This window comes from Variovorax sp. Root318D1 (assembly GCF_001424835.1).
In the GTDB taxonomy this organism is placed as follows: Bacteria; Pseudomonadota; Gammaproteobacteria; order Burkholderiales; family Burkholderiaceae_C; genus Variovorax.
On sequence record NZ_LMCQ01000003.1, the window covers coordinates 63,678 to 83,622 of the forward strand.

Genomic DNA, 19,945 nt, shown 5'->3' on the forward strand with positions numbered 1-19,945 from the left:
GTCCAGCTTGGCGAGTGGACTCAACCGTGCCTGTTGAACCACGCCCAAAGAGCAGCGCCCAGGCCGAGCCAGATGCCAACGATGATCACTGCGCCGGCAATGCTTTGGGGTTTGGTGCCTTGTTCTTTCATCCACTTGTCGGCCTGAGCGCGGCATTCCTCCAGCACAGCGGCCGGAATGAGCCGGATGTTCAGCCAGATGAGGGCGGGCAGCAGCAGGGCATCGTCGACGTAGCCCAGGATCGGAATGAAATCAGGTATGAGATCGATCGGGCTCAGCGCGTAGGCGACGACAAAGGCTGCAAGCGCCTTGGCGAACCAGGGCGTGCCGGGGTGGCGGTAGGCAAACCAGAGCGTGACGGCGTCGCGCTTGATGCGCGACGCCCACAGTTTGATGCTTTGAAAAATGGCCATGAACGTAGAGATTGCCAGAGCGCATCGCGTGGTAAGGTGCACATCGGCTTGACAGCCCGCCGCGAACTCGGATCCAACCATGATCATCTTCGGCGCCGCGCCCATCAGGTTGGGTTTGCGGTTCACCTTTACTGGCAACACGGTGTATTGATTGGTTGCCCCGCTTCTTGGGACTGTGCGCGATCATTCGTCGATGTACTGCGTCAGAATGGCGAGAAAGCCGCTCTCCTTGAGCGGTTGCCGCAGCATTTCATGAGAAGACGAAGCCCGTTGCATCTGTTCGAATCCGTGCCACCCGAAACAATCCCGCAAGAGGTCCCGAACCGGGGCAGCGAAGGTGTGTGCGAACGCGGCGGCTTGCTATCGGATCGGCCTTGTTTGGCCGCGATCGGCTTTCGCGAGGGAGAGCATCCCTCGCTCATGTTCCCAGGGCAAAGAAAAAACCCCTGTAAATCGATGATTCACAGGGGTTTCAGCTTGGTAGGGGTGGTGCCCAGAAGAGGACTCGAACCTCCACGATGTTACTCGCTAGTACCTGAAACTAGTGCGTCTACCAATTCCGCCATCTGGGCCCACATAGCTGCCGAAGCAGTTATGTTTTGAATTTCAGGAAAGAGAGAATCATATCAAAAATAATGGCCACTCCAGCGGTCTGCTGGATGAATTTGAAGGAACTGTTCAAGGGCATCGCGACGGGCACGGTTTTGTGCAGCGCGACGACGGCGAAGCCGACATCTATCTGCCCCCGAACGAGATGCGTGCGGTGCTGCACAAGGACCGCGTCAAGGCGCGTGTGGTGCGGCAAGACCGGCGCGGGCGTCCCGAGGGGCGGGTGGTCGAAATCGTCGAGCGCCCGGAGCAGCCGATCATCGGCCGCCTGTTGCACGAAGGCGGCATATGGCTCGTCGCGCCTGAAGACAAACGCTACGGTCAGGACGTACTGATCCCCAAAGGCGCAACCGGTCCCGCGAAGGTGGGACAGGTTGTGGTGGTGCAGCTCACCGAGCCGCCGGCCTTGTTCGGCCAGCCCGTGGGCCGCGTGAAGGAAGTGCTGGGCGAGATCGACGACCCGGGCATGGAGATCGAAATTGCCGTGCGCAAGTACGGCGTGCCGCACGAGTTTTCCGCGGATTGCCTGGCCGAAGCCAAGGCGTTGCCCGAGAAGGTCCGGCCCGCCGACAAGAAGGGCCGCATCGACCTGACCGACGTGCCGCTGGTCACGATCGATGGCGAAGACGCTCGCGACTTCGACGACGCTGTTTATTGCGAGCCCGCGAAGGTTGGCCGCGGCAAGGGCTGGCGTTTGCTGGTTGCCATTGCCGATGTCAGCGCCTATGTGCAGACCGGCTCGGCGATCGACATCGATGCGTACGACCGCGCCACCAGTGTCTACTTCCCGCGCCGCGTTATTCCGATGCTGCCCGAAAAGCTTTCGAACGGCTTGTGCTCGCTGAACCCCGAGGTCGAGCGTCTGTGCATGGTGTGCGACATGCTCGTGGCGGCCGACGGCGAGATCTACGCCTACCAGTTCTATCCGGCTGTGATGTTCAGCCACGCACGCTTCACCTATACCGAAGTGGCTGCCATTCTTGGCAACACGCGTGGCCCCGAGGCGGCCAAGCGCAAAGACCGCGTGAAGGACCTGTTGAACCTGGCCGACGTCTACAAGGCACTGCTCAAGCAGCGCGGCAAGCGCGGCGCGGTTGACTTCGAAACCACCGAGACGCAGATCATCTGCGACGACGCGGGCCGTATCGAGAAGATCGTGCCGCGTACGCGCAACGAGGCGCACCGCCTGATCGAAGAAGCCATGCTCGCAGCCAACGTGTGCAGCGCCGACTTCATCGCCGAAGGCAAGCACCCGGGCCTGTTCCGCGTGCACGAAGGCCCGACCCCCGAGAAGAAGGAAATCTTGCGCGGCTATCTGAAGGCCATGGGCGTGGGGTTGAGCATTACCGACGATCCGCGGCCCGGCGAGTTCCAGGCGATTGCCGACGCCACCAAGGAGCGGCCCGACGCGCAACAGATCCACACCATGCTGCTGCGCTCGATGCAGCAGGCGATCTACACGCCCATCAACAGCGGCCACTTCGGCCTGGCGTACGAGGCCTACACCCACTTCACGAGCCCGATCCGGCGCTATCCGGACCTGCTGGTGCACCGCGTGATCAAGGCAATTCTCGGCAAGACGCGCTATCAGCTGCCGATGCTGCCGACGCCGGGCGAGGCGCATGCCAAGCTGGCCAAGCGGCTGGCTTCGCGTGTCAAGGCGCCGACCACCAAGCCGCAGAAAGCCACCGTCGCGCCAACCAAGGAAGTGCTGGCCTGGGAAGCAGCGGGCCTGCATTGCAGCGCCAACGAGCGCCGCGCCGACGAAGCCAGCCGCGATGTCGAGGCATGGCTCAAGTGCAAGTACATGCGCGAGCATCTGGGCGAAGAATACGGCGGCGTGGTCACTGCGGCCACCACCTTCGGCATCTTCGTCACGCTCGACGCCATGTATGTTGAGGGACTGGTGCACATCACCGAACTCGGCGGCGAGTATTTCAAGTTCGATGAAATGCGCCAGGAACTGCGCGGCGAGCGCACCGGCATCCGCTATGCCATCGGCACGCGCGTGCGGGTGCAGGTGAGCCGTGTCGACCTGGATGGGCGCAAGATCGATTTCCGCCTGGTGCGCGAAGGCGAAGAGCTCACGGCGCGTGCCATGAAGGACAAGGGCGTTGGCGCGGGCGGCGTGCCGGTCAAGGCATCGGCCAAGCGCAGCTCGCGCCACAAGGCCGAACACAAGGCCGAAGCTGTTCCCGAGCCGCGCATCGAGCGCGGCGCGAGCGCCGTTGCGGTGGGCCCGCAGTCGGCCATGCAGGCCTTCAAGTCGGCGGTCAAAAAGGCCGCCAACAAGATGAAGGGGCGCAAGCCGCGCCGCGCATGACGAGCAACGCACTGCACCCATCCCTTACAGACACACCGAGAAGGAGACACTGAACATGAGCGTGGAAAACAACAAGGGCCGCATCGCGATCGTCACAGGCGCTGGCACCGGCATCGGACGCGCCGCAGCGCTGGCTTTGCTGGCCGACGGTTGGAACGTGACCCTGGCCGGGCGCCGCCTGGAGCCGCTGGAGCAGGTGGCGGAAGAGTCGGGCGCCGGCGCTCGGGCCTTCGCGGTGCCTACCGATGTGGCCAACGCCGAATCTGTACAGGCGCTGTTCGCCGCCGCGGTGGAACGCTTCGGCCGCGTCGACCTGCTGTTCAACAACGCTGGCGTGGGCAACCCCCCAGGCCCGTTCGAAGACTGGACGGCGGACCAATGGCGCGGCGTGGTCGACATCAACCTGACCGGCATGTTCTTCTGCATTCAGCAGGCGTTCCGCACGATGAAGGCGCAAACCCCGCGCGGCGGCCGAATCATCAACAACGGTTCTATTTCGGCCACGGCACCGCGGCCCAATTCGGCGGCCTACACCGCGACGAAGCACGGCGTGGAGGGCCTCACCAAGACCGCTTCGCTCGACGGGCGCAAGTACGACATCGCCGTGGGCCAGATCGACGTGGGCAATGCCATGACAGAGTTGGCGGCGCGCATGGCCAAAGGTGTGCCGCAAGCCAACGGCGAACTCGCCATCGAGCCGCTGATGGACGTCAAGATCGTGGGCCAGTCAGTGCTCTACATGGCGAACCTGCCACTGGAAGCCAACGTGCTGTTCCATACCGTCATGGCGACGAAGATGCCCTTCGTCGGGCGCGGGTAGAGCAAAACCTGGTCAGCGCGGCGCCTGGCGCGCCAAGGCGCCAGCTGTCAGCGGCGGCGCACTGGCCGGCCACGTATCGGCGATGCGGCCATGGCGCCAGACGGCTTCGTGCGCTGCCTCGAAGGCCGGGTTTTGCGCCGCCAGCGCGGCGCCGATCATTCCGGCCAGCACGTCGCCCGTGCCGGCGGTCGCGAGCCTGGCGTTGCCGGTCGCATTGAGGACCGGCGGCGCACCGCTGCCATCCGCAATCACCGTTCCTGAGCCCTTGAGCACGGCAACCACGCCGTAGCGGGACGCCAGTTGACGGGCTGCTGCGAGCCTGTCTGCCTGGATGTCGACGGCTGTGCAGTTCAGAAGGCGTGCGGCTTCGAGCGGGTGCGGGGTGATCACGGTCGGCTTTCCGCGCCGAGCGCGCGACGCCAGTTGCGTTTGCAATCCACTGTCGGCCGCAATGGCGTTCAGCGCATCGGCATCGAGCACCAATGCAGCCGCTGTCGCCAGCACGCGCGGCAGCACCGCGCGCACGGCTGTGCCTGCACCGCATCCGCAGACCGCCGTCATGCCGGTGAGATCGAGCGTGTTGGCGTCTCGCAGCATCAGCTCGGGCTGTGCCAAATCAACTGGGGCTGCACTGGGGTCGAGCAAGCCGACGAACACGCGTCCGGCACCCGCATGCAGCGCGGCCGATCCAGCGAGCAGTGCGGCGCCCGCCATGCCAGGTGCACCGCCGATCACCGCGACGTCGCCATAGCTGCCCTTGTGCGATGCGTGGCTGCGCGGCCGGTTCGTTGGTGCGCCTGCAAGGCGTGCAACGGGCGGCTCGGCCTTGCTGCTGCAACCCAGGTCGTCGAACCAGACTGTGCCCGCCGCATCGCGGCCTTGGGCCGTGAAGAGGCCAGGCTTCAGGGTCAGGAAGGTCACGCAAGCCGAGGTGTCGGCCGCTGGATGGGCTGCGTGCCAGACCCCCGTGTCGGCATTCAAACCGGAAGGCAAATCGACGCTGAGCACCGGTTGCCCGCCTGCATGCATCTGCCGCAGCCACTCGGCCATGACGCCGGCGGGCGGCCGGGTCGACCCGATGCCGAGCAGCGCATCGATGGCCAGTTCATAGGCGGCAGGCGGCTGCGGTGCAAAGATCACTCCCGCATCGAGCGCGCGTTGCAGCGAGGCCTTGGCATCGGGTGGCAGGCGGTTTTCATCGCCCACGAACGTGACGGTCGGCTGGAAGCCCCGGCGCTGCAACTGCGCCGCGGCCTCGAAGCCATCGCCGCCGTTGTTGCCCGGCCCGCAGGCGATCCAGATCGTGCGCGCGTGCGGCGCGAGCGCCATGGCAAGCCGCGCCACGGCGAGGCCCGCGCGCTGCATCAACGTGTGGGAGGGCAGGGTGGCCGCGGCCGCGTGCTCGATGCGCCGCGTCGCCACAATGTCGAACAGATCGGCGGCGGTGGCGGACGTGATGCGTTGCATCGGGCCATTTTGCCGCTCGGCGACGATGAATGAAGCGCTTGAATAAATGGCGCTCTGGCGCCTGAAATCCTAGAGGCCGAGCCGCTCGACGCCAAGGCCTTCGAGGTCGACACCGGCATCGCGGCCACCGACCAGGTCGGCCACTACGCGTGCGCTGCCGCACGACAAAGCCCAGCCGCTGGAGCCGTGGCCCAGGTTGAGCCACACGCCCGGCACGCCGCTGGCACCGAGCACAGGAGGGCCGTCGGGCAGCATCGGCCGTGCACCCTTCCATTGCTGTACGCCCGACTGCAGCGTGACGGCGCCGGGAAACCAGTCGTGGAGCACCTTGTAGAGCGTTTGCACCGCGGATGCATTCAGCGTGCTCAGCGAACCGCCAATCTCGGCGCTGCCCGCCACCCGCACGCGCTGGCCCAGGCGCGAGATGGCGATCTTGTAGCGCTCGTCCATCACGGCGCTGCGGGGGGCGTTGAGCGATTCGCGAATCGGCGCGCTGATGGAATGGCCATACACCGGCGCAAGCGGAATCTTGAGGCCGAGCGGCCGCAGCAACTGGGCCGAGGCAAGCCCCGCGCACACCACCACCGCATCGAAGCGCAGCGGCGGTGAACCGCCTGCAAGCGAGATCGAGGTGGGGTCGGCGCGACTCAGGGGTGCGATGTCGCAATTGAAATGAAATTGGGCACCGAGCGCCTCGCACTCCCACTTGAGCAACTGCGCGAACTGGCGGCAGTTGGCCACCTCGTCTTCGGGCAGGTGAATAGCGCCCGCGAGTGCCGTGTCGGCGTTGAGCGCGGGTTCGATGCGCCGGGCTTCGTCGGCGTCGACTTCCTTGAAGACGCTGCCGGCCGCGCGCAGCACCTCGAGCCCGGGTTGCACCAGTTTCTTCTCGCGCTTGGAGCGCAGCAGCACGAGGTACCCGTCGCTGCGCTCATAAGTGAGTTCGCGCGCCTCGGTCACTTCGTGCAGCCGGGTGCGGCTGTAGAACGCCAGGCGCTGCATGCGGGCGCGGTTGGCGAGATAGGTTTCGAGCTTGCAGGCCTTCTGCCAGCGCGACATCCAGCCCAGATCGCGTGTGCTCAGCGGCCAGCGCAGCTTGATGGCGCCGTGCGGAGAGAGCAGCGAGCGCAGCACCTTGCCCCGCATGCCGGGCGCGGCCCATGGCGTCACATAACCCGGCGCGACCACGCCTGCATTCGCAAAACTGGCCTCCTCGGCGGCGGCGCCGCGACGCTCGAACACGGAGACTTCATGCCCATCTGAAACCAGTTCCCAGGCGGTGGTGACGCCGATGATGCCGGCGCCCACGATCGCGATTTTCATTGAATTTTTGAGTAAGAAGGGATGGCTGACGCCCTTCGATGGGCGTGGAGCTATTGTCTTCGCAGTGCGTGTTCCGCTTGCAGGGCAATCGCAAGAACCGCGTCATCGTGCAGCGCGGCGTGCCACACCATCAGGCCGACCGGAAGTTTGCCGGCCGCATGGCAGGGCAGGGAGATGGCGCAGCCGTCGAGCATGTTGACGATCGACGGATTGCGCAGCAGCAGTGCATTGATGCGAAAGAATTCGTCGTCGCGCTCGGCACCCGGCGCCACGCTGGCGATGGAGGGTGCGGTGATCGGCACCGTCGGTGACAGCACGGCGTCGAAGGACGCCAGCGCTGTTTCGATGCGGGCAATCCACGCGCGCCGGGCATTCACGAGGTCGATGTATTCGTGCGCCTTCATGCCGGCGCCCCGGACGATGCGTTGAGCGACGCGCGGGTCGTAGCCGGCGCCGCTGCGCTCCAGCAGCAGCCGGTGCCAGGCATAGGACTCGGCCGCCGAAAACCCGCCCGTGGCGTTGATGGCCTGCAACTCGGCCAGTTCCGGCAGCTCGATTTCCTCGACCTGGGCACCGCCACTGCGCAGTGTTTGCAGCGCGTCCTCGAAGGCGCTGGCCACCGCGGGCTCGATGCCGTCGAAGAATACGTTTTTCACCACGGCGAGCCGGTAGGCCGCCAGGGAGGCGGCGCCGGCGGTCACACGGCGGGCTGCGAGGATCTCGTGCGCGGCGATGGCGTCCCGGACCGAGCGCGTCATGGCGCAGACCGTGTCGAGCGTGGTCGAGAGCGGCAGGGCGCCATCGGCCGGCACGAGGCGGGCGGTGCTCTTGAATCCCACGATGCCGTTCAGTGCCGCCGGAATGCGGATCGAGCCGCCCGTGTCCGAACCGAGCCCCATGAAAGCCGCCCCGGTCGCGACCGAAATGGCGGCTCCGGACGACGAACCCCCTGGAATGCGCGGCGTGGCGGCGTCGCTCACGTTGACCGGCGTGCCATGGTGCGGGTTGACTCCCACGCCCGAGAAAGCGAACTCGCTCATGTTGGTGCGGCCGGTCAGCACGCCGCCCGCGGCGCGCAGCCGCGCGACCGCCACGGCGTCGGCCTTGGCTGCCGGGGCATGCGAAAGCACGACGGAGCCAGCGGGGGTTGGTTGGCCCTCGATGTCGAACAGGTCCTTGGCGGTGAAGGCGAGCCCTGCGAGCCTGCTTTGCGGCGCCGCCAGTTCGACCTGCTGGCGGGCTTCGTCGAACAGCGTGCGGGTGAAGACGTGGCTGCAGGCCGGAGACTGGGCGATGCCGATGGCATGCTCCAATTCGGTGCGTGCATCGGTGCCACCTGCCAACAGATTCAGACGGGTGGCGTGAAGGTCGTTCATGGGTAGGTGCGTGGGCGCAGACGGCTCGGTTGCGAGAGTGGTGCAAGGGAAAAGACAGGGTGGGCCGTGCTATACTCTTTGGGTTTCGCTGACTGCGTGACGGCTACCGCCACACACAGCCTGACACATCCGCAAACCGGCCCAATCAAGGTGTTGCGACTCCATTCGAAGGAGGCGCAAAACGGGCTGGATTTTAGACCCAACCTTTGGAGTAATTTCAATGTCTACCACCATGCGCGAAATGCTGGAAGCCGGTGTCCACTTTGGTCACCAAACCCGCTTCTGGAACCCCAAGATGGCCCCGTTCATCTTCGGTCATCGCAACAAGATTCACATCATCAACCTGGAAAAATCGCTCCCGATGTTCCAGGACGCGATGAAGTACGCCAAGCAGCTCACGGCCAACCGCGGCACGATCCTGATGGTCGGCACGAAGCGCCAGGCCCGTGAAATCGTCGCGGCAGAAGCTCGCCGTGCCGGCGTGCCCTTCGTCGACACCCGCTGGCTCGGCGGCATGCTGACCAACTTCAAGACCGTCAAGACCTCGATCAAGCGTCTGAAGGACATGAAGGCCCAGCAGGAAGCCGGCCTCGACAGCCTGAGCAAGAAAGAGCAGCTCACGTTCTCGCGTGAAATCGCGAAGCTCGAGAAGGACATCGGCGGCATCCAGGATATGGCCGCCTTGCCGGACGCCATCTTCGTGATCGACGTGGGCTTCCACAAGATCGCCGTGGCCGAAGCCAAGAAGCTCGGCATTCCGCTGATCGGCGTGGTTGACTCCAACCACTCGCCCGAAGGCATCGACTACGTCATTCCGGGCAACGACGACTCGTCGAAGGCCGTCACGCTGTACGCACGCGGCATCGCCGACGCGATCATCGAAGGCCGCAACAGCGCTGGTGGTGACGTGGTCAAGGCCATCGCCGAAGGCAGCAGCGACGAATTCGTCGAAGTCGAAGAAGGCGCTTCGGCCTGATTGGTGCTCTCGCGAGCCTGAAGAAGGGGCTTTGGTGCCCCTTTTTTTTAACCTGATTTTTGGATTTACGGAGATACAACAATGGCTGCAATCACCGCAAGCATGGTCGGCGAACTGCGCGCAAAGACCGACGCGCCGATGATGGAGTGCAAGAAGGCCCTGACCGAGGCCGACGGCAACATGGAAAAGGCCGAAGAGCTGCTGCGCATCAAGCTCGGCAACAAGGCAGGTAAGGCATCGGGCCGCATCACCGCCGAAGGCGTGGTCACGGCTTTCGTCGACGGCGCTGCCGGCGGCATGATCGAGATCAACTGCGAAACCGACTTCGTCACCAAGAACGACAGCTTTCTGGCCCTGGCCAACGCTGCCGCGATGCTGGTCGCCAAGCACAATCCCGCGGACATCGCCGCGCTGGGCGCGCTGCCCTATGAGCAAGATGGCTTCGGTCCCACGCTCGAAGACGTGCGCAAGGGCCTCATCGGCAAGATCGGCGAGAACATGAGCTTCCGCCGCTTCAAGCGCTTTGGCGGCAACGGCAAGCTGGCTTCGTACCTGCATGGCACGCGCATCGGCGTGATGGTCGAGTTCGAAGGCGACGACACTTCGGCCAAGGACGTTGCGATGCACATCGCCGCCATGAAGCCGGTTGCCATCTCGGCCGCCGACGTGCCCGCCGACCTGATTGAAAAAGAGCGTGCTGTTGCCGCCGGCAAGGCCGAGGAAGACCGCAAGACGGCCGAAGCCGAAGGCAAGAAGCCGCAGCCTGCAGACATCGTTGCCAAGCGCATCGAAGGCGGCGTGCAAAAGTATCTCAAGGAAGTCTCGCTGCACAACCAGCCGTTCGTGAAGAACGACAAGCAGACCGTCGAGCAGATGCTCAAGGCCGCCGACACCAGCATCAAGGGCTTCACCCTGTATGTGGTCGGTGAAGGCATCGAAAAGAAGGTCGACGACTTCGCAGCCGAAGTTGCAGCCCAGGTTGCTGCCGCCAAGGCCGCCGCGTAAAAACTGTTACGCCCCAAAGCGGCTGTGCACTTGTGTGTGCCGCCGCTTTTTCACCGCCTCGTTCTACACTCGCCCCGCCAACCCCAAGTAAGGAAATTGCCCATGTCTGCTCCCCGCCCAGCCCACAAGCGAATCTTGTTGAAGCTGTCGGGCGAGGCATTAATGGGAGACGATGCCTTTGGTATTAATCGCGCCACCATCGTTCGCATGGTCGAAGAGATCGCCGAGGTGGTGAACATGGGTGTGGAGCTTGCGGTCGTGATCGGCGGCGGCAACATCTTCCGCGGCGTCGCGGGAGGCTCCGTTGGCATGGACCGCGCCACGGCCGACTACATGGGCATGCTGGCCACGGTCATGAATTCGTTGGCACTGGCCGACGCCATGAACAAGCAGGGGCTGGTGGCGCGCGTCATGTCGGCCATCGCCATCGAGCAGGTGGTCGAGCCTTACGTGCGGCCCAAAGCGTTGCAGTATCTCGAAGAGGGCAAGGTCGTGGTGTTTGCCGCGGGCACTGGCAATCCCTTCTTCACCACCGACACGGCGGCCGCGCTGCGCGGTGCCGAGATCGGTGCAGAGCTGGTGCTCAAGGCCACCAAGGTCGATGGCGTGTATTCCGCCGACCCGAAGACCAACCCCAATGCAACGCGCTATTCGACGCTTACCTTCGATGAGGCGATCGCGCAAAATCTCGGCATCATGGACGCCACGGCTTTTGCGCTGTGCCGCGACCAGAAGTTGCCGATCAAGGTGTTCTCGATCTTCAAGAACGGCGCGCTCAAGCGCGTTGTCATGGGCGAGGACGAAGGCACGCTGGTGCATGCCTGAGGAGTATTGAGATGACGACCCCTACCATTGCAGAAGTTCGCAGCACGACCGATGCGAAGATGAACCAGTCGCTCGCTGCGTTCCAAAACAACCTCACCAAGATCCGTACCGGCCGCGCCAACTCCGCGCTGCTCGACTCGATCCATGTCGATTACTACGGCTCGCAAGTCCCGCTGAGCCAGGTGGCCAACGTGTCGGTGCTCGACTCGCGCACCATCAGCGTCCAGCCCTGGGAAAAAGGCATGGGCGCCAAGATCGAGAAAGCCATTCGCGAAAGCGACCTGGGCTTGAACCCGGCCTCGATGGGCGACCTGATCCGCGTGCCGCTTCCCGCCATGAGCGAAGAGCGCCGCAAGGAAATGACCAAGCTGGTCCGCAACGAAGGCGAAACCGCCAAGATCGCCACGCGCAACCTGCGCCGCGATGCGAACGAAGCTGTCAAGAAACTGGTCAAGGAAAAGCTCGCTTCCGAGGACGACCAGAAACGCGCCGAAGCCGAGATCCAGAAGGTCACCGACCGCCACATTGCGGAAATCGACCGGCTGGTCGCGGCCAAGGAAGCGGAGATCATGGCCGTTTGAAGCTGCGCATGGCCTCCTCCTTGCCGCAGATTCCCCGTCACATTGCCATCGTCATGGATGGCAACGGACGCTGGGCCACGCGGCGGTTCCTGCCTCGTGTGGCGGGGCACAAGCAGGGCGTCGAGTCGCTGCGGCGCTGCGTCAGGGCCTGCGTCGATCGCGGCGTGGGCATTCTCACGGTCTTCGCGTTCTCCTCGGAAAACTGGAACCGTCCGCCCGAAGAGGTGTCGGGCCTGATGGAAATCATGGTCGGTGCGCTCGCGCGCGAGGTGCCCAAGCTGAGTCGCGACGGCGTGCGGCTGCACTTCGTCGGCGAACGGGCCGGACTCTCCAAGAAAATGGTGCAGGGCCTGGTCGATGCCGAGGAAGCCACCGCGCAGAACACCAAGCTGATCCTCAACGTCTGCTTCAACTACGGCGGCCGCTGGGACATTGCACGCGCCGCCGCAACGCTGATGGAGCGCGGCGAAGCGCTCACCGAAGCCAATCTCGACCGCGCCATGGCCCTGGCGCACGTACCCGACCCTGACCTGCTCATCCGCACCGGCGGCGAGCAGCGGCTGTCGAACTTCCTGCTCTGGCAGAGCGCCTACGCGGAGCTTTTCTTCAGCAACAAGCTCTGGCCCGAGTTCGACGAAGCCGAACTCGACGCCGGAATTGCCGCGTTCCAGGCTCGCGAGCGCCGGTTCGGCAAGACTTCCGCGCAGGTCACGGCCGGCAGCGATTCCACTTCAGATCGCCAGATGGCCTGAGGGCCTTCACGGCCCGACAACTCAGCCGCATGCTCAAACAACGCATCCTCACGGCGATCGTCCTGCTGGCGATCTTGCTGCCGGCGCTCTTCTATCCGTCCCACGTTCCTTTTGCCTGTGTCATGCTGGTACTGATTGGCGCCGGAGCTTGGGAGTGGGGCCGCCTCAACGGATACAGCCAGCGGCTGTCGGTGTTCCTCGGGCTCGAAACGGTCGTGCTGTGCGCGCTTTCATGGTGGCTCGGGCTGCTCGCGCAGCCGCTCATGCTCATGTGGCTGCTGGCCAGCGCCGCCTGGGTGCTTGGCGGGGCTGCGCTGTTGAGGGTGTCGGTTCCGGGCTGGCCTCGCATTCCGCGCGGCCTGCGCCTGGTGGGCGGGTTGCTGGCGCTCTGGGTGGCGTGGCTCGCGGCGGTGCAGGCGCGCATGGTCGGCATCAACTTCCTGCTTTCGATTCTCGTGCTGGTCTGGGTGGCCGACGTCTTCGCGTACTTTGCGGGCCGCGCCTTCGGCCTCAAGTTCACACGCGGCAAGCTCGCGCCTGCCATCAGCCCCGGCAAGAGCTGGGAAGGGGTGTGGGGCGGCATGGCTGGCGTGGTGGTTCTGGCCTTCGCCTGGGTCTGGGCCGACAAGGCCGCCGGCGCCACGGTGGCAAGCCTCTATACCCGGCTGCATGAACGCGGCTGGTGGCTGCTGCTGGTGGGCGTGGTGTTCCTTGCGGCGATGAGCGTCGTCGGCGACCTGGTCGAATCGCTGATCAAGCGCAGCGCCGGCGCCAAGGACAGCAGCCGGCTGCTGCCGGGCCACGGCGGCGTGCTCGACCGCGTGGATGCCCTCTTGCCGGTACTCCCCATTGCAATGATGCTGGCTTCCTTGTGAACACACCCAAACAACGCATCACGGTGCTGGGTTCGACCGGTTCGGTCGGGGTCAGCACGCTCGATGTCATTTCGCGGCACCCTGACCGTTTCGAGGTCTTCGCGCTGTCCGCTTCGACCAAGGTCGACGAACTGCTGGCGCAGTGCGCGCGTTTTTTGCCGCGCTTCGCGGTCATGGCCAGCCCGGTGCATGCAGCACAGCTGGCAGAAAAGCTGAAGCAGAACAATCTTCCGACGCGAGTCCTGATTGGCTCTGATGCTATTGAAAAAATAGCGTCTCACGAAGAGGTCGATGCGGTCATGGCTGCGATCGTCGGTGCCGCGGGTCTTGGGCCATGCCTGGCCGCGGCCCGCGCCGGCAAGCGCCTGCTGCTGGCCAACAAGGAGGCGCTGGTGGTCGGCGGCGAACTGTTCATGCGCACCGTGCGCGAGGGCGGCGCCACGCTGCTGCCGATCGACAGCGAGCACTCGGCCATCTTCCAGTCGCTGCCGGAAGATCCATCGACCTGGGCGCGCCGCATCGACAAGATCATCCTGACCGCGTCGGGCGGCCCGTTTCGCACGCGCGCACCCGAAACCCTTGGTTCAGTCACGCCAGAGCAGGCCTGCGCCCATCCGAACTGGGTCATGGGCCGCAAAATTTCGGTCGATTCCGCCACCATGATGAACAAGGCGCTCGAGGTGATCGAGGCGCGCCACCTGTTCGGCGTGCTGCCCGAGCAGATCGAGGTGGTCATCCATCCCCAGAGCGTGGTGCATTCGATGGTGCAGTTCACCGATGCATCGGTCATCGCCCAACTAGGCACTCCCGACATGCGCGTGCCCATCGCCGTCGGCCTGGCATGGCCCGAGCGCATCGAAAGCGGAGCAGGGCGCCTGGACTTCCGCCAGATGGCAGCCCTGAGCTTCGATGCCCCCGATGCGGCGCTGTTTCCGGGCCTGGGCCTGGCCTGGCATGCATTGCGCGCGGCACCCGGTACCACGGCGGTGCTCAACGCTGCCAATGAAGTCGCAGTCGAGGCCTTTCTTGATCGGCGCCTGCGATTCGACCGCATTCATGCGGTCAACATGGAAACTTTGGAGGCTGTTGCACCCTCCAAGCCCGCATCGCTGGCCGACCTGCTGGCGCTCGATGCCAGTGCGCGTGCGGCCGCCAATGCCGCGGCGCTGCGCTTCGCGGCCTGACCCTTCCCGTCGATAGAGGAACCGGATGCTCACCGTCATCGCTTTCGTGGTTGCACTCGGCGTCCTCATTGCCGTGCACGAATACGGCCACTACCGCGTCGCGGTAGCCTGCGGCGTCAAGGTCCTGCGGTTCTCGGTGGGCTTTGGCAAGACCCTCTACCGCTGGCAGCCCAAGCGGCAGCATCCGGGCCAGGAAACCGAATTCGTCATTGGCGCGTTCCCTTTTGGTGGCTACGTCAAGATGCTCGACGAGCGCGAAGGGCCGGTTGCCCCGGAAGAGCGCCAGCGTGCCTTCAACACGCAGCCGCTGCGCTCGCGTGCTGCGATTGTTGCTGCGGGACCCATTGCCAATTTGCTGCTCGCGGTGGTGCTTTACACGGCCGTCAACTGGATCGGTGTGGACGAGCCCGTCGCCAAGCTGGGGCGCCCGGTCGCAGCCTCGATCGCGGAAGACGCTGGCCTGCGCGGTGGCGAGCACGTCACGCGTGCCGGTTTCGAGGGCAGCCTGGAGCCGGTGCAATCGTTCGAGGACCTGCGCTGGCGCCTGACGCGCGGCGCGCTCGACGGCCGCGATCTCACGCTCGAAATCGCGGGAGAGGGCGGCAAGGCCGCGCGCCAGATCGTGCTGCCGCTGAGCCGCATCGAAGCCAAGGATGCCGACCCGCAGATGTTCCGCAAGATCGGCGTGATAGCGCCGTTGACCCTGCCCGAGATCGGCCAGGTGATGGCTGGCAGCGCCGCGGAACGCGCGGGCCTTCGCAGCGGCGACCTGGTTCGCGCCGTGGGGAACACCGCCATCGTCGACGGGCAGCAATTGCGCGAGGTGATCCGCACCTCGATCGACGGCGACCAGCCGCGTGCGCAGACCTGGCAGGTCCAGCGCGGCGGCCAGCCGGTCCAGCTTGAAGTCAAGCCTGAACTGCGCGAAGAGGGCGCCGTGAAGGTCGGCCGCATTGGGGCGTATGTCGGTGCGCCGCCCGAAATGGTCATGGTTCGACAGGGCCCTATCGATGGTGTCTGGCTCGGCATCGTGCGCACCTGGGAGGTCTCGGCGCTCACCGTTCGCATGATGGGCAAGATGGTGATCGGCGAGGCTTCACTCAAGAATTTGAGCGGGCCGCTCACGATTGCCGACTATGCGGGCAAGTCCGCGAGTCTCGGCTTGACCCAGTACCTGGTGTTTCTTGCGCTGATCAGCGTGAGCCTTGGCGTGCTGAATCTCATGCCGCTGCCGGTCCTCGATGGGGGACACCTGATGTATTATCTTTGGGAGGGCCTGACCGGCAAGAGCGTCTCTGACGCCTGGATGGAACGGCTGCAGCGTGGCGGTGTCGCCTTGCTGCTGGTCATGATGTCGGTCGCACTTTTCAACGACGTCACGCGGCTCTTTGGTTAACTTTCTGCTGGCCCTTTCCGCGCCGGCCCAATTCACAGATGAACACAAACTTCAGTCGCTTTCGCCTGCGTAGCGTTGCCGCGGTGGTGGCCAGCGCGCTGGCGGCCACGGCAGCTTGGGCCGTCGAGCCTTTCACGGTGCGCGACATTCGCGTCGAGGGCTTGCAGCGGGTCGAGCCCGGCACGATCTTCGCATCGCTGCCGCTGCGTGTCGGCGACACCTACAGCGACGAACGGGGCTCCGCTGCCATTCGCGCGCTGTTCGACCTGGGTTTGTTCAAGGACGTGCGCATCGACGTCAACGGCAACGTGCTGGTGGTGATCGTCGAAGAACGGCCCACCATTGCCGACGTCGACTTCGTCGGCACCAAGGAATTCGAAAAGGCCGCGCTCCAGAAAGCGCTGCGCGAAGTGGGCCTGGCCGATGGCCGGCCGTACGACAAGGCGCTGGCCGACCGGGCGGAGCAGGAGCTCAAGCGCCAGTACGTGAGCCGCAATCTCTACAACGCACAGGTCGTGACCACGGTCACGCCCATCGAGCGCAACCGCGTCAACCTCACTTTCACCGTGACCGAGGGCGACTCCGCCCGCATTCGCGAAGTGCGTGTGGTCGGCAACAAGGCATTCAGCGAATCGACCCTGCTGAGCCTGTTCGACCAGGACAGCGGCGGCTTCATGAGCTGGTACACCAAGTCCAACCAGTACTCGCGTTCGAAGCTCAACGCCGACCTGGAGACGCTTCGCTCGTACTACATCACGCGCGGCTACCTCGAATTCCGCATCGATTCGACCCAGGTCGCCATTTCGCCGGACCGCCAGGATATGTCGGTGACCGTCAACATCACCGAAGGCGAAAAGTTCGTGGTGGCGGGCGTCAAGCTCGACGGCAACTATCTTGGCCGCGACGAGGAGTTCAAGTCACTGGTGACTATCAAGCCGGGCGAGCCGTATAACGGCGAGCAGGTCACGGAAACCACCAAGGCCTTCACCGACTACTTCGGCACTTTCGGCTACGCGTTCGCCCGCGTGCAGGCGCGCCCCGAAATCGACCGCGTGAACAACCGCGTCACGTTGACGCTGCAGGCCGAGCCTTCGCGCCGCGTCTACGTGCGCCGTGTGGCCGTGGGCGGCAACGCCAAGACGCGCGACGAAGTGATCCGGCGCGAGTTCCGCCAGTTCGAGGCCTCGTGGTATGACGGCGACAAGATCAAGCTCTCTCGCGACCGCGTGGACCGCCTCGGCTTTTTCACCGAAGTGAATGTCGAGACCCAGGAGATCCCAGGTTCGCCCGACCAGGTCGACCTGGTCGTCAACGTGAACGAAAAGCCCACCGGCAGCCTTCAGCTCGGTGCCGGCTACTCCAGCGCTGAAAAGGTGGCTCTTACCTTCGGCATCTCGCAGGAGAACGTCTTCGGTTCGGGCAACTTCCTTGGCGTGCAGGTCAACACCAGCAAGTACAACCGCACGCTGTCGCTGACCACCACGGATCCGTACTTCACCAAGGACGGCATCTCGCGCACGATCAGCGTGTACCACACCACCACGCGTCCGTACTCCACCAACATCGACGGCGACTACAAGCTGGTCAACCAGGGCGCTTCGATCCGCTTTGGGGTGCCGTTCAGCGAAGTCGACACGGTCTTCTTCGGCGCCGGCCTCGAGCGCTACGCGTTCGATCCGAACACCTCGACCTCGTTCTCGGGGCTCTTCACGCCAGCGTCGTACCTGCGCTACTTCCAGTGCGCCAAGGATGCGACCGGCTTGTTCGTGACCGAGTGCGACCAGAAGAGCGTCTGGGGCGTGCCGCTCACCGTCGGCTGGGGCCGCGACAACCGCGACAGCGCGCTGGTTCCAACCACCGGACGCCTGCAGCGTGCCAACCTGGAGCTTGGTGTCGGCGGCGACATGCAGTACATCAAGACGAACTACCAGTACCAGCAGTTCTTCGCGATCAACAAGCAATACACCTTCGCCATCAACGCGGACGTGGGCTACGCCAAGCCGCTGGGCGGCAAGGTCTACCCGATCTTCAAGAACTTCTACGCCGGTGGCCTGGGTTCGATCCGCGGCTTCGAGCAGAACTCGCTCGGTCCGCGCGACGTGCCGCTGATCGGCCAGACCGAAGGCGCAGCGCTGGGCGGCACCAAGAAGGCTGTTTTCAATGCCGAGCTCAGCACGCCGTTCCCCGGCGCCGGCAATGACCGCACGCTGCGCCTTTACGGCTTCTTCGACGTCGGCAACGTGTTCGGCTCGCGCGCCGAAGGCCTCACCGACGAGCAGTACAAGGCCCAGAAGAAGCTGCGCGCCTCGGTTGGCCTGGGAATCAGCTGGATCTCGCCGCTGGGTCCGCTGCGCCTTGCCTACGCCTTCCCCATCAAATCCCAAAAGGAAGTGCTGGATCCGAATACCGGCTTCGTCTTGATCCCGAAGGATAGAATCCAGCGCTTGCAATTCCAGATTGGAACGTCTTTCTAAATGAAGCATTTGATTCGCGCTGCGGCTGGCGCGTTGTTGATTCCTGTTTTTGCACTGGTCGCCGTGCCCGCGGCCCAGGCGCAGGAAACCTTTCGCATCGGATTCGTGAATCCGGACCGCGTGCTGCGTGAAGCCCAGCCGGCCAAGGCCGCGCAAGCCAAGCTCGAGGCCGAGTTCCTCAAGCGCGAGAAAGATCTCACGACGCAGGGCGAGGCGCTGAAGACGGCCTCTGAAAAATTCGAGCGCGAGGCGCCCACCTTGTCCGAAACCCAGCGTGCTTCGCGCCAGCGCGCGCTGGTCGACCAGGACCGCGATTTCCAGCGGCGCCGCCGCGAGTTCCAGGAAGATCTCAATGCGCGCAAGAACGAAGAGCTCCAGCAGGTCTACGAGCGTGCCAACCGCGTGGTGAAGCAAGTGGCCGAGGCTGAAAAGTACGACGCGATCCTGCAGGAAGCGATCTACATCAATCCGAAGCACGACATCACGGACAAGGTGATCAAGGCGCTGAACGCCTCGGCTCCTTCTTCGGCAACGGGCGGCAAGTAACGCCGCAAAAGACGGCGTGTCACTGCAGCTCGGAGCCATTGTCAGCGCCCTGGGGGGCGAGCTCCACGGGGACGCGGCGCTGTCCATCGAGCGGCTTGCGCCGCTCCAGAATGCGCAGGCCGATGCGCTCAGCTTCCTGAGCCATCCCAAATACCAGCAGGAACTGGCGGCCTCCAAGGCCGCCTGCGTGATCGTCTCGCCCGCCATGCGCGAAGCCGCGGCGGCACGCGGGGCGTACATCGTCGCTCCTGATCCCTACCTTTACTTTGCGCGCCTCACGCAGTTGTGGAAGGCGCACCATGCGCGTCCCGAGGCCGACCGCATCCATCCCTCGGCGGTGATCCATGCCGAAGCCCACGTGGACGCCACCGCGCGCATCGGCGCCTTGTGCGTGGTGGAGCGGGGCGCACGCATTGGCGCCGGCACGGTGCTGAAGTCGCGCGTGACGATCAGCGAAGACTGCGTGGTGGGCGAGCGCTGCCTGCTGCATCCCGGCGTGGTGATCGGCGCCGACGGCTTCGGCCTGGCGCCGCACCAGGGCACGTGGGTCAAGATCGAGCAACTGGGCGCGGTGCGCATCGGCAACGACGTCGAGATCGGCGCCAACACCTGCATCGACCGCGGCGCGCTCGACGACACCGTCATCGAAGATGGGGTCAAGCTCGACAACCTGATCCAGATCGGCCACAACGTGCGAGTCGGCAAGCACACGGCCATGGCCGGCTGCGTTGGCGTGGCGGGCAGCGCCACCATCGGGGCGCATTGCACGTTCGGCGGCGGCGCCATCGTGCTGGGCCATCTCACGGTTGCCGACGGCGTTCATGTGTCCGCCGCGACGGTGGTCACTCGCTCGATCCACAAGGCCGGGCAGTACACCGGCATGTTCCCCATCGACGACAATGCGAGCTGGGAAAAAAATGCTGCAACGCTCAAGCAGTTGCACAGCCTGCGCGAACGACTCAAGGCGCTGGAAAAGGCCCCCCAGAAAAAGTGAAGACGA

At 64.7% G+C, this 19,945-nt stretch carries 17 protein-coding genes and 1 tRNA gene; 13 read left to right on the forward strand and 5 right to left on the reverse strand.

Features of this window, described 5'->3' with window-relative positions; genetic code table 11:
* Positions 1–20 precede the first annotated feature (20 nt).
* Together ASC78_RS03935 and ASC78_RS03940 are read right to left on the reverse strand one after the other, a co-directional pair.
* Positions 21–413, reverse strand: coding sequence for a YkvA family protein (locus ASC78_RS03935; protein WP_055797289.1), 393 nt, complete (start codon positions 411–413; stop codon positions 21–23).
* Positions 414–900: 487 nt separating this feature from the next.
* Positions 901–985, reverse strand: a tRNA-Leu gene (locus ASC78_RS03940).
* An 80-nt stretch (positions 986–1,065) separates the two neighbouring features.
* Between ASC78_RS03940 and rnr the strand changes: the two genes are divergently transcribed.
* Together rnr and ASC78_RS03950 are read left to right on the forward strand one after the other, a co-directional pair.
* The gene (gene rnr / locus ASC78_RS03945; protein WP_055796691.1) at positions 1,066–3,345 is read left to right on the forward strand and encodes a ribonuclease R; all 2,280 of its coding nucleotides are present in this window, start codon (positions 1,066–1,068) and stop codon (positions 3,343–3,345) included.
* A gap of 55 nt (positions 3,346–3,400) precedes the next feature.
* Positions 3,401–4,165 (forward strand): SDR family oxidoreductase, encoded by a 765-nt coding sequence (locus ASC78_RS03950; RefSeq protein WP_055796694.1) that lies wholly within the window; start codon positions 3,401–3,403, stop codon positions 4,163–4,165.
* Positions 4,166–4,177: 12 nt separating this feature from the next.
* Here ASC78_RS03950 and ASC78_RS03955 read toward each other — a convergent pair whose 3' ends face one another.
* From ASC78_RS03955 to ASC78_RS03965, 3 genes are all read right to left on the reverse strand, one after another.
* A complete protein-coding gene (locus ASC78_RS03955; protein WP_055796697.1) occupies positions 4,178–5,632 on the reverse strand; it encodes an NAD(P)H-hydrate dehydratase in 1,455 nt (484 codons plus the stop codon).
* A 69-nt stretch (positions 5,633–5,701) separates the two neighbouring features.
* Positions 5,702–6,955: a D-amino acid dehydrogenase gene (locus ASC78_RS03960; RefSeq protein ID WP_055796700.1), complete on the reverse strand. Its 1,254-nt coding sequence runs from the start codon at positions 6,953–6,955 to the stop codon at positions 5,702–5,704.
* Between the two features lie 50 nt (positions 6,956–7,005).
* Positions 7,006–8,331 carry an amidase gene (locus tag ASC78_RS03965; protein WP_055796703.1) on the reverse strand — a complete coding sequence of 442 codons (1,326 nt, stop codon included), beginning with the start codon at positions 8,329–8,331 and terminating at the stop codon, positions 7,006–7,008.
* A 220-nt stretch (positions 8,332–8,551) separates the two neighbouring features.
* Here ASC78_RS03965 and rpsB point away from each other — a divergent pair, with 220 nt between their 5' ends.
* From rpsB to lpxD, 11 genes are all read left to right on the forward strand, one after another.
* Positions 8,552–9,307, forward strand: coding sequence for a 30S ribosomal protein S2 (rpsB, locus tag ASC78_RS03970; protein WP_055796706.1), 756 nt, complete (start codon positions 8,552–8,554; stop codon positions 9,305–9,307).
* Between the two features lie 81 nt (positions 9,308–9,388).
* Entirely contained in the window at positions 9,389–10,312 is a 924-nt protein-coding gene (gene tsf / locus ASC78_RS03975; RefSeq protein ID WP_055796709.1) for a translation elongation factor Ts, read from the forward strand.
* Positions 10,313–10,414: 102 nt separating this feature from the next.
* Positions 10,415–11,137 (forward strand): UMP kinase, encoded by a 723-nt coding sequence (gene pyrH / locus ASC78_RS03980; RefSeq protein ID WP_055796713.1) that lies wholly within the window; start codon positions 10,415–10,417, stop codon positions 11,135–11,137.
* An 11-nt stretch (positions 11,138–11,148) separates the two neighbouring features.
* Entirely contained in the window at positions 11,149–11,718 is a 570-nt protein-coding gene (gene frr, locus ASC78_RS03985; protein ID WP_055796714.1) for a ribosome recycling factor, read from the forward strand.
* A gap of 8 nt (positions 11,719–11,726) precedes the next feature.
* On the forward strand, positions 11,727–12,470 hold the full coding sequence (gene uppS / locus ASC78_RS03990) for a polyprenyl diphosphate synthase (protein WP_055797292.1): 744 nt from the start codon (positions 11,727–11,729) through the stop codon (positions 12,468–12,470).
* A 29-nt stretch (positions 12,471–12,499) separates the two neighbouring features.
* A complete protein-coding gene (locus ASC78_RS03995) occupies positions 12,500–13,345 on the forward strand; it encodes a phosphatidate cytidylyltransferase (RefSeq protein WP_055796718.1) in 846 nt (281 codons plus the stop codon).
* Complete coding sequence (gene ispC / locus ASC78_RS04000) at positions 13,342–14,529, forward strand: 1-deoxy-D-xylulose-5-phosphate reductoisomerase (RefSeq protein WP_055796722.1); 1,188 nt, start codon at positions 13,342–13,344, stop codon at positions 14,527–14,529. Before ASC78_RS03995 ends, ispC begins: the two co-directional genes overlap by 4 nt.
* A gap of 25 nt (positions 14,530–14,554) precedes the next feature.
* Entirely contained in the window at positions 14,555–15,925 is a 1,371-nt protein-coding gene (gene rseP, locus ASC78_RS04005; RefSeq protein WP_055796724.1) for an RIP metalloprotease RseP, read from the forward strand.
* A 38-nt stretch (positions 15,926–15,963) separates the two neighbouring features.
* The gene (gene bamA, locus ASC78_RS04010) at positions 15,964–18,399 is read left to right on the forward strand and encodes an outer membrane protein assembly factor BamA (RefSeq protein WP_055796727.1); all 2,436 of its coding nucleotides are present in this window, start codon (positions 15,964–15,966) and stop codon (positions 18,397–18,399) included.
* Positions 18,400–18,945 carry an OmpH family outer membrane protein gene (locus ASC78_RS04015; protein ID WP_055796731.1) on the forward strand — a complete coding sequence of 182 codons (546 nt, stop codon included), beginning with the start codon at positions 18,400–18,402 and terminating at the stop codon, positions 18,943–18,945.
* A 16-nt stretch (positions 18,946–18,961) separates the two neighbouring features.
* Entirely contained in the window at positions 18,962–19,939 is a 978-nt protein-coding gene (lpxD, locus tag ASC78_RS04020) for a UDP-3-O-(3-hydroxymyristoyl)glucosamine N-acyltransferase (protein ID WP_055796734.1), read from the forward strand.
* The last annotated feature ends 6 nt before the right edge of the window (positions 19,940–19,945 follow it).